Source organism: Candidatus Limnocylindrus sp., assembly GCF_040397215.1.
Taxonomy (GTDB): domain Bacteria; phylum Chloroflexota; class Limnocylindria; order Limnocylindrales; family Limnocylindraceae; genus Limnocylindrus.
On sequence record NZ_JBBAWK010000024.1, the window covers coordinates 1 to 7550 of the forward strand.

Here is a 7550-nt window from a genome sequence, read left to right on the forward strand (position 1 = left end):
CCGCACCGTTGGCGCCGGCTCGATCACGAAGATCACCGAGTAGCAGATGGCGAAGCAGCGGATCCGCATTCGGCTCAAGGCGTATGACCACCGCCTCATCGATCAGTCTGCCCAGACGATCGTTGAGACGGCTCAGCGCACTGGCGCCGATGTGATTGGTCCGGTGCCGCTGCCAACGCGCATTGAGAAGTTCACCGTGCTGCGCTCGCCGTTCATCGATAAGGACAGCCGAGAGCAGTTCGAGATTCGAACACACAAGCGCCTGGTAGACATCATTGATCCGACCCCAAAGACGGTCGACGCGCTGATGCGACTAACGCTCGCAGCCGGCGTCGACATTGAAATTAAGATGTAGGTGAGTGGAATGACGATTGGACTGCTCGGCCGTAAGGTCGGGATGACTCAGATCTTCGCCCCGGACGGCACCTCTGTGCCCGTTACCGTGGTGTCGATCGAGCCAAACACCGTCACGAAGCTCCGCACCCCAGATCAGGACGGCTACACCGCTGTGCAGCTCGGCATTGAGGCTGGGAAGCGCCGACTGAACAAGCCCGACCAGGGCCAGTTCAAGGGCGAGCTGCCAGCCTGCTCCGTTGTTCGTGAGTTCCGCGTCGATTCGACCGAGGGGATGACCCTGGGCCAGACGCTTGACGTCACCCTTTTCGCCGATGGTGATCTCGTCGATGTGACGGGCATCTCCAAGGGGAAGGGCTTCGCCGGAACGATCAAGCGCCACAGCTTCGCAAGCGGACCTGAGACCCACGGCGCCGACCATCACCGCGAGCCAGGCTCGATTGGTGCCGGTACGACCCCAGGTCGTGTCTACCGCGGCACCCGCATGGCTGGCCACATGGGCGTCGATCGCACCACCATCCAGAAGGTCACCATCATTCGCTCAGACGGCGCGCAGAACCTGCTGCTCCTCAAGGGCTCGGTTCCTGGCGCGAAGAACGCACTCGTCATGGTGAGCAAGGCGGAGCAGATCTAATGACTACCGTTGACGTCTTCTCGAAAGCTGGAGCCAAGGTGGGAACGGTTGAGTTGCCGGCCGCCTTCTCTTCGCCAGTGAATGAGGCGCTCATCCACCAGGCCGTTGTCTCGCAGCTCGCCGGCCGACGCACTGGCACACACGCGACGAAGAAGCGCGGCGCCGTTGCTGGTGGTGGCCGCAAGCCATGGAAGCAGAAGGGGACCGGTCGTGCACGACAGGGTTCCACCCGTTCGCCACAGTGGAAGGGCGGCGGTGTTGTCTTCGGGCCACAGGTTCGCTCCCACGAGATTCCATTCCCAAAGCGCATGCGCCGTGCAGCCCTCTTGGGCGCCCTCGCCGCCAAGGTCGAAACCCTCAAGATCATTGACGTGCTCGGTATCGAGACGCCAAAGACCCAGCTCATCGCCGGTATGTGCACCGCCCTCAAGGCTGGCAAGCATGTGCTCGTGGTCTCGCCAACAGTTGGGACCGCACTCGTCAAGTCTGCAGCGAACATCCCGTACCTCTCGGTACTGCGCGCCGACTCACTCAACGTCGTTGACCTCATCAACGCCGACACGATCATCGTGGAGCAGGCGGCCCTTGCTGAGATCCAGGAGGTATACGGATGAACCGCACCCCACACGAGACGATCATTCGCCCCGTGATCTCCGAGAAGTCGATCTTGCAGTCGCAGACCGGCACGTACACATTTGCCGTACACGCCGACGCCTCCAAGATCGAGATTGCCGCCGCCATCGCCTCGCTCTTCACCGTCAAGGTGAAGGAGGTCAACGTTCTCACCACTAAGGCGAAGGAGACGCGCGGCACCCTCGCCCGCAGCCGCTTCCCAGGTAAGACGACCCCATGGCGCAAGGCCATGGTCACCCTCGCCCCTGGCGAGAAGATTCAGTTCTTCGAAGGAGTCTAACCATGGCACTTCGTCGATTGAAGCCAACCAGCGCCGGCGTCCGTGGCATGACCATGCCAACGTTCGACGAGATCACGACCAATGAGCCGCACAAGCCGCTCACCGAGAAGCTCGTGCGTGGTTCAGGGCGAAACTTCCAAGGGAAGATCACCGTTCGTCACCGTGGTGGCGAGCAGAAGCGCCTCTATCGCAAGATCGACTTCCGCCGCAACAAGTTCGGCGTGCCAGCCCGCGTGGCGACCGTTGAGTACGATCCAAACCGCTCGGCGCGCATCGGCCTCCTCAACTACGCCGATGGTGAGAAGCGCTACATGCTCCTGCCAAACGGCCTCTCGGTCGGCGACAACGTGGTCTCGGGCCCAGATGCTGAAGCGAAGGTCGGAAACGCCCTTCCGCTCGGTCGCATGCCGCTCGGTACAACCGTCCACAACATCGAGTTGGTTCCAGGGAAGGGTGGCCAGATGGTCCGCTCCGCCGGAACCGCCGCACAGCTCGTCGCCAAAGAGGGCGCCTTTGCCACCATTCGTATGCCCTCCGGCGAGATGCGTCTCGTCCCACTTCTCTGCATGGCAACCGTGGGCCAGGTGTCGAACCTTGACCACGAGAACATGGCGATCGGTAAGGCCGGGCGCGCGCGACACATGGGCAAACGTCCAGAAGTCCGCGGCTCTGCAATGAACCCGGTTGATCACCCTCACGGCGGTGGCGAAGGCAAGGCTCCAACGGGTATGCCTCCTAAGACGCCTTGGGGCAAGCCTGCGATGGGTCTTCGTACCCGCCGCAATAAGTTGACGCAGCGGCTGATCGTCCGCTCGCGACACGCACGCTGATCGAGGAGGAGGCTTAATGTCACGTTCGTCTAAGAAGGCTCCGTTCATCGAGAAGCGGCTCCTTGCGCGCGTTCAGGCAATGAACGCGATCAATGAGAAGCGCGTCGTGAAGACCTGGTCGCGCGCATCGGTCATCTACCCAGACTTCATCGGTCACACCGTCGCGGTCTACAACGGCCGCAAGCATGTGCCCGTCTTCATCACCGAGAACATGGTCGGGCACCGCCTCGGCGAGTTCTCGCCAACGCGCACCTTCAAGGGCCACCAGCGCGTGGATCGCACAACGGCGGTAGCCTCGTGAGCATTCGCGTGAAGGCAACGGCGAAGTACGTGCGCGGCTCGACCCGCCGTGCTCAGCTCGTGGTGCGAGCGATCATGGGGAAGTCTGTGGCTGATGCCACGGCGATCCTGCGCTTCCTGCCGCACTCCTCGGCCCGCGATGTCGCCTCCGTATTGAAGAGCGCAACGGCCAACGCCGAAGCGAACCACAGCATTCCGGCCGACCGCCTCTTCGTGGTCGACGCCAGTGCCGACGAGGGTCCAACCTTGAAGCGCTTCCGACCTCGCGCGCAGGGCCGAGCCTTCGCCATCCATAAGCCAATGACCCACATCACCGTCGTCGTAAGCGCAAAGGAGGCCTGACCATGGGACAGAAGGTTCACCCAGTAGGCTTCCGACTCGGCATCACGAAGACGTGGTCTGCCCAGTGGTACGCCGACAAGGACTACACCAAGCTCCTCCAGGAAGACCTGCGCATTCGCAAGTTGATCGACGTGAAGTTGGCTGCGGCCAGCATCTCGAAGGTTGAGATCGAGCGCGGTTTGAACTACGTCACCGTGACCGTCCATTCGGCAAAGCCGGGTGTTGTGATCGGCAAGGGCGGCGCAAACGTCGAAGTGCTCCGTGCTGCGATCGGTGAGATCAGCGCCGGCAAGGTGAAGCTCGAGATCAAAGAGATCCGACAGCCAGACCTCGACGCTTATCTCGTTGCCGCATCCATCGGCGCACAGCTGGTCCGACGAATCGCCTTCCGTAAGGCGCTCAAGCAGGGGATCCAGCGTTCGATGAAGGCTGGCGCAAAGGGCGTAAAGATCATGGTCTCCGGTCGACTTGGCGGCGCTGAGATGAGTCGCACCGAGTGGGACCGCGACGGCCGACTTCCGCTCCACACGCTTCGCGCAGATATTGACTTCTCCGTCTTCCACGCCACGACCACATTCGGTCAGATTGGCGTGAAGGTCTGGATCTACCGCGGCGACGCTCCGGCCGATGTGTTGAAGCCGAAGCCGCTCTCTGAAAACGCAGGATCGGGGGCATAACGATGTTGATGCCGAAGCGAGTCAAGTGGCGCAAGGTTCAGCGAGGCCGCATGTCCGGTCCTGCTAAGTCTGGTCGCACCGTGGCCTTCGGCGACTTCGGCATTGCCACGACCGAGCCAGCCTGGGTCACCGCCCGCCAGATCGAGGCTGCCCGTCGCGCAATGACGCGCCAGATCAACCGCGGTGGCAAGGTCTGGATCCGCATCTTCCCCGACAAGCCAATCACCAAGAAGCCTGCCGAAACCCGCATGGGTTCCGGTAAGGGCGCTCCAGACCAGTGGGTCGCCGTGGTCAAGCCAGGGCGCATCCTCTTTGAGATCGCTGGCGTCACGCGACCAGAGGCCGTAGAGGCCTTCCGCCTCGCGGGCATGAAGCTCCCTGTGAGCACGGTGATCGTGGAGCGCGCGGCTGACCTCGGTCAGGTCGTCTTCGGCAAGAAGTTCCTGCAGAAGGTGGCCCTCGGCTTGCCTACGACGGAAGAGGCTCCAGCCGCCGGCGGGGCTGCTCCAAAGGAGCCTGAGCTCGTGAAGCCAGTGAAGCCTGCCCAGGAGGTTGAGGCATGATTGAGATCGCCCAGGTCCGCAATATGACTGATGCTGAATTGGTTCAGGCTATCGCTGACGCGAAGCGTGACCTTTGGCAGGCTCGATTCGAGCTGTCGACCCGTCAGTTGAAAGACACGAGTGTCGTGAACAAGACGCGCAAGACCATCGCGCGCCTGCTGATGGTCCTGGCCGAGCGCCAGGCCGCACAGAAGGCATAGGGGGAGTTATGAGCGAGCAGCATCTAGGAAAGCGCAAGACACAGACCGGCCGTGTAGTCAGCGATAAGGGTGACAAGACGATCGTGATCTCTGTGGAGCGCCTCGCACAGCACCCTATCTACAAGCGCGTCATTCGCCGTACCGCCCGATTCATGGCGCATGACGAGCTCAACGACGCCAAGATCGGTGACCTCGTCACCGTTGAAGAGTCCCGACCACTCAGCGCCCGCAAGCGCTGGACGCTCGTCAAGGTTGTGAAGCGCGGCGAGTCACAGGAGGGGGCACTGTGATTCAGACCGGTACCCGTCTGCGCGTCGCCGACAACTCTGGTGCAAAGGTCATTGAGTGCTTCCGCATCCTCGGTCGCGGCCGGGCCACCACCGCTTACGTCGGCGACGTGATCGTCGCGGCAGTGAAGCAGGCGACACCAAATGCTGGCGTCAAGAAGGGCGATGTCGTGAAGGCAGTTGTCGTACGCACCGTCAAGGAGATCTCGCGGCCTGATGGCAGCGTGATCCGCTTCGATGAGAACGCCGCCGTGCTGATCGCCGCTGACGGCAACCCACGAGGCACCCGTATCTTTGGGCCAGTCGCGCGCGAGCTGCGCGATCGCGACTACATGAAGATCATTTCACTCGCGCCGGAGGTGCTCTAATGCGTTCAGTTTACGAAACGACCACAGAGATTCGCGTCGGCGACACCGTTTCGGTGCTCAGCGGTAAGGATGCGGGGAAGCGTGGCAGCGTTGAGCGCCTTGTGGCTCCAGGCAAGGTTGTTGTGACCGGCCTCAACATCGCCAAGAAGCATCAGAAGCCACGCCAGAAGATGGCGAACGGCTCACAGGCGCCAACGGTTGAGCCTGGTGGCATCATTGAGATTGCCATGCCGCTCGCCCTCGCCAAGGTCGCTGTGGTCTGCCCGAAGTGCGACCGACCGATCCGCCTCAAGGCGGGACGAACCGCGGATGGCAAGAAGCAGCGCCTCTGTGGCCGCTGCGGCACCGTCATCGGTGGCAAGAAGGAGGCTGCCAAGTGAGCCAGCTGAAGCAGCGTTATTCGATTGAAGTGATTCCGGCCCTGAAGAGCGAGTTCGGCTACACGAACGCGATGCAGGTGCCACGCCTCCAGAAGATCGTGGTCAACATTGGCCTCGGTGAGGCACTGACGAACGCCAAGGCTATCGATGCGGCCGTGGGTGATCTCGCCCTGATCACCGGTCAGCGCGCGATCGTCACCAAGGCGAAGAAGTCCATCGCCACCTTCAAGGTCCGCGAGGGGAACCCAATCGGCGCGAAGGTCACCCTGCGTGGCGAGCGCATGTGGGACTTCCTTGAGCGACTCACCCGCGTCGCCCTGCCACGCATCCGCGACTTCCGCGGCGTGTCGGGCAAATCATTCGATGGCCGTGGCAACTACACCCTGGGCATGAAGGAGCAGCTCTCCTTCCCTGAGGTAGAGTTCGACAGGATCGACCGACTTCGAGGTCTCGAAGTCACAATCGTAACGACGGCGAAGAGCGATGAGGAGTCTAAGAAGCTTCTCTCTCTGCTCGGCATGCCGTTCGCGAACTGAGGGGGCTGAGATGGCGAAGAAGTCGTTGGTACTAAAGTCGGCAGCGCCGGCAAAGTTTTCTACGCGGAAGTACAGCCGTTGCGCCCTCTGTGGGCGCCCACGTGCATTCATCCGTCGATTCGGCCTCTGCCGAATCTGTTTCCGAGAGCGCGCCCTGGTCGGAATGATCCCGGGCGTCACGAAGTCGAGTTTCTGAGAATATGAACGTCACTGATCCAATTGCAGACATGCTCACTCGCATCCGGAACGCGTCGCGCGCCCGGCATGCTGAGGTGCTCGTCCCAGCCTCCAAGCTGAAGCTCCAGATGGCGCGCATCCTTGTGGATGAGGGGTTCGTCGCCTCCTTCGTGGAGACCAAGAAGGGCCCTGAGAACTACCTGCAAGTCACCCTGAAGTACGTCGATGGCAAGGTGCCAGTCGTCTCAGGCCTCAAGCGCATCAGCAAGCCTGGGCTAAGGGTTTATGCTGGTAAGACAGAGATTCCGCGCGTGCTCGGCGGCCTCGGTGTTGTCATCCTGAGCACATCAAAGGGGATCATGACTGGAGCGCAGGCCCACAAGGCCCAGCTCGGTGGCGAGATCCTCGCCTACGTCTGGTAGGGGAGTGGACTGATGTCACGAATCGGACGCAAGCCCATCGCCGTACCAGCAGGGGTGAAGGTCACTATTGAGGGTCGAACCGTTTCGGTCACCGGGCCGAAGGGGACCCTCTCCCGTGAGATCCCGGGCGCAATCACGTTCACCCTCGAGGCGGATGTGATTACCGTGGCGCGTCCCGATGACAGCAAGACCAACCGCGCGATGCACGGCCTCTGCCGCACCCTCATCGCCAATATGGTCGAGGGTGTTGCGACCGGCTTCCGCACCGATCTCGAGATCAACGGCGTCGGCTATCGCGCCGCGAAGGCGGGGAACAAGTTGACACTTGCCCTTGGCTACAGCCACCCAATTGAGATCGACCCACCGGCCGGGATTACCTTCGAAGTGGACGGCCAGACGAAGGTTGCCGTTCTCGGTGCAAACAAGGAGCTCGTCGGCCAGATCGCCGCAGAGATCCGCTCGCTTCGCAAGCCCGAGCCATACAAGGGGAAGGGCATCAAGTACGTCGACGAGGTCATCCGCCGCAAGGCCGGTAAGGCCGGAAAGGTTGGTGCCAAGTGAGCCGCG

At 61.9% G+C, this 7550-nt stretch carries 16 protein-coding genes and 1 pseudogene; all 17 read left to right on the forward strand.

Features of this window, described 5'->3' with window-relative positions:
• The first annotated feature begins 46 nt into the window (after positions 1-46).
• The 17 genes and pseudogenes from rpsJ to rplF all read left to right on the forward strand — a co-directional run bounded on the left by rpsJ (position 47) and on the right by rplF (position 7544).
• Positions 47-355, forward strand: coding sequence for a 30S ribosomal protein S10 (gene rpsJ, locus AC3LCN_RS05405; protein WP_445823293.1), 309 nt, complete (start codon positions 47-49; stop codon positions 353-355).
• A 9-nt stretch (positions 356-364) separates the two neighbouring features.
• The gene (gene rplC / locus AC3LCN_RS05410; protein ID WP_488649050.1) at positions 365-988 is read left to right on the forward strand and encodes a 50S ribosomal protein L3; all 624 of its coding nucleotides are present in this window, start codon (positions 365-367) and stop codon (positions 986-988) included.
• On the forward strand, positions 988-1602 hold the full coding sequence (rplD, locus tag AC3LCN_RS05415; protein ID WP_488649051.1) for a 50S ribosomal protein L4: 615 nt from the start codon (positions 988-990) through the stop codon (positions 1600-1602). Before rplC ends, rplD begins: the two co-directional genes overlap by 1 nt.
• Positions 1599-1901 (forward strand): 50S ribosomal protein L23, encoded by a 303-nt coding sequence (rplW, locus tag AC3LCN_RS05420; RefSeq protein ID WP_488649052.1) that lies wholly within the window; start codon positions 1599-1601, stop codon positions 1899-1901. Before rplD ends, rplW begins: the two co-directional genes overlap by 4 nt.
• Before the next feature lie 2 nt (positions 1902-1903).
• The gene (rplB, locus tag AC3LCN_RS05425) at positions 1904-2731 is read left to right on the forward strand and encodes a 50S ribosomal protein L2 (protein ID WP_488649053.1); all 828 of its coding nucleotides are present in this window, start codon (positions 1904-1906) and stop codon (positions 2729-2731) included.
• Positions 2732-2747: 16 nt separating this feature from the next.
• Positions 2748-3032, forward strand: a complete 285-nt coding sequence (gene rpsS, locus AC3LCN_RS05430; protein ID WP_488649054.1) for a 30S ribosomal protein S19 — start codon at positions 2748-2750, stop codon at positions 3030-3032.
• On the forward strand, positions 3029-3373 hold the full coding sequence (gene rplV, locus AC3LCN_RS05435; RefSeq protein ID WP_488649055.1) for a 50S ribosomal protein L22: 345 nt from the start codon (positions 3029-3031) through the stop codon (positions 3371-3373). Before rpsS ends, rplV begins: the two co-directional genes overlap by 4 nt.
• A gap of 2 nt (positions 3374-3375) precedes the next feature.
• Positions 3376-4050, forward strand: a complete 675-nt coding sequence (gene rpsC, locus AC3LCN_RS05440; RefSeq protein ID WP_445844449.1) for a 30S ribosomal protein S3 — start codon at positions 3376-3378, stop codon at positions 4048-4050.
• A 2-nt stretch (positions 4051-4052) separates the two neighbouring features.
• A pseudogene (gene rplP / locus AC3LCN_RS05445) lies at positions 4053-4454 on the forward strand (50S ribosomal protein L16); the annotation flags it as partial.
• Positions 4455-4609: 155 nt separating this feature from the next.
• Complete coding sequence (gene rpmC / locus AC3LCN_RS05450) at positions 4610-4813, forward strand: 50S ribosomal protein L29 (RefSeq protein WP_488649056.1); 204 nt, start codon at positions 4610-4612, stop codon at positions 4811-4813.
• A gap of 8 nt (positions 4814-4821) precedes the next feature.
• Positions 4822-5103, forward strand: a complete 282-nt coding sequence (rpsQ, locus tag AC3LCN_RS05455) for a 30S ribosomal protein S17 (protein WP_488649057.1) — start codon at positions 4822-4824, stop codon at positions 5101-5103.
• Positions 5100-5468 (forward strand): 50S ribosomal protein L14, encoded by a 369-nt coding sequence (gene rplN / locus AC3LCN_RS05460; RefSeq protein WP_445844446.1) that lies wholly within the window; start codon positions 5100-5102, stop codon positions 5466-5468. Before rpsQ ends, rplN begins: the two co-directional genes overlap by 4 nt.
• Positions 5468-5848, forward strand: coding sequence for a 50S ribosomal protein L24 (gene rplX, locus AC3LCN_RS05465; RefSeq protein WP_488649058.1), 381 nt, complete (start codon positions 5468-5470; stop codon positions 5846-5848). The genes rplN and rplX overlap by 1 nt, the downstream gene beginning before the upstream one ends.
• The gene (gene rplE / locus AC3LCN_RS05470) at positions 5845-6384 is read left to right on the forward strand and encodes a 50S ribosomal protein L5 (RefSeq protein WP_488649059.1); all 540 of its coding nucleotides are present in this window, start codon (positions 5845-5847) and stop codon (positions 6382-6384) included. The genes rplX and rplE overlap by 4 nt, the downstream gene beginning before the upstream one ends.
• A gap of 10 nt (positions 6385-6394) precedes the next feature.
• Complete coding sequence (locus tag AC3LCN_RS05475) at positions 6395-6580, forward strand: type Z 30S ribosomal protein S14 (protein ID WP_488649060.1); 186 nt, start codon at positions 6395-6397, stop codon at positions 6578-6580.
• A gap of 4 nt (positions 6581-6584) precedes the next feature.
• A complete protein-coding gene (rpsH, locus tag AC3LCN_RS05480) occupies positions 6585-6983 on the forward strand; it encodes a 30S ribosomal protein S8 (protein WP_445844442.1) in 399 nt (132 codons plus the stop codon).
• A 12-nt stretch (positions 6984-6995) separates the two neighbouring features.
• Positions 6996-7544 carry a 50S ribosomal protein L6 gene (gene rplF, locus AC3LCN_RS05485; RefSeq protein WP_488649061.1) on the forward strand — a complete coding sequence of 183 codons (549 nt, stop codon included), beginning with the start codon at positions 6996-6998 and terminating at the stop codon, positions 7542-7544.
• Positions 7545-7550 lie beyond the last annotated feature (6 nt).

What these genes read in the sequence shown, in the direction of transcription:
- rpsJ (WP_445823293.1), top strand. Translation starts at nt 47, where the DNA reads ATGGCGAAGCAGCGGATCCGCATTCGGCTCAAGGCGTATGACCACCGC.
- rplC (WP_488649050.1), top strand. Translation starts at nt 365, where the DNA reads ATGACGATTGGACTGCTCGGCCGTAAGGTCGGGATGACTCAGATCTTC.
- rplD (WP_488649051.1), top strand. Translation starts at nt 988, where the DNA reads ATGACTACCGTTGACGTCTTCTCGAAAGCTGGAGCCAAGGTGGGAACG.
- rplW (WP_488649052.1), top strand. Translation starts at nt 1,599, where the DNA reads ATGAACCGCACCCCACACGAGACGATCATTCGCCCCGTGATCTCCGAG.
- rplB (WP_488649053.1), top strand. Translation starts at nt 1,904, where the DNA reads ATGGCACTTCGTCGATTGAAGCCAACCAGCGCCGGCGTCCGTGGCATG.
- rpsS (WP_488649054.1), top strand. Translation starts at nt 2,748, where the DNA reads ATGTCACGTTCGTCTAAGAAGGCTCCGTTCATCGAGAAGCGGCTCCTT.
- rpsC (WP_445844449.1), top strand. Translation starts at nt 3,376, where the DNA reads ATGGGACAGAAGGTTCACCCAGTAGGCTTCCGACTCGGCATCACGAAG.
- rpmC (WP_488649056.1), top strand. Translation starts at nt 4,610, where the DNA reads ATGATTGAGATCGCCCAGGTCCGCAATATGACTGATGCTGAATTGGTT.
- rpsQ (WP_488649057.1), top strand. Translation starts at nt 4,822, where the DNA reads ATGAGCGAGCAGCATCTAGGAAAGCGCAAGACACAGACCGGCCGTGTA.
- rplX (WP_488649058.1), top strand. Translation starts at nt 5,468, where the DNA reads ATGCGTTCAGTTTACGAAACGACCACAGAGATTCGCGTCGGCGACACC.
- AC3LCN_RS05475 (WP_488649060.1), top strand. Translation starts at nt 6,395, where the DNA reads ATGGCGAAGAAGTCGTTGGTACTAAAGTCGGCAGCGCCGGCAAAGTTT.
- rpsH (WP_445844442.1), top strand. Translation starts at nt 6,585, where the DNA reads ATGAACGTCACTGATCCAATTGCAGACATGCTCACTCGCATCCGGAAC.
- rplF (WP_488649061.1), top strand. Translation starts at nt 6,996, where the DNA reads ATGTCACGAATCGGACGCAAGCCCATCGCCGTACCAGCAGGGGTGAAG.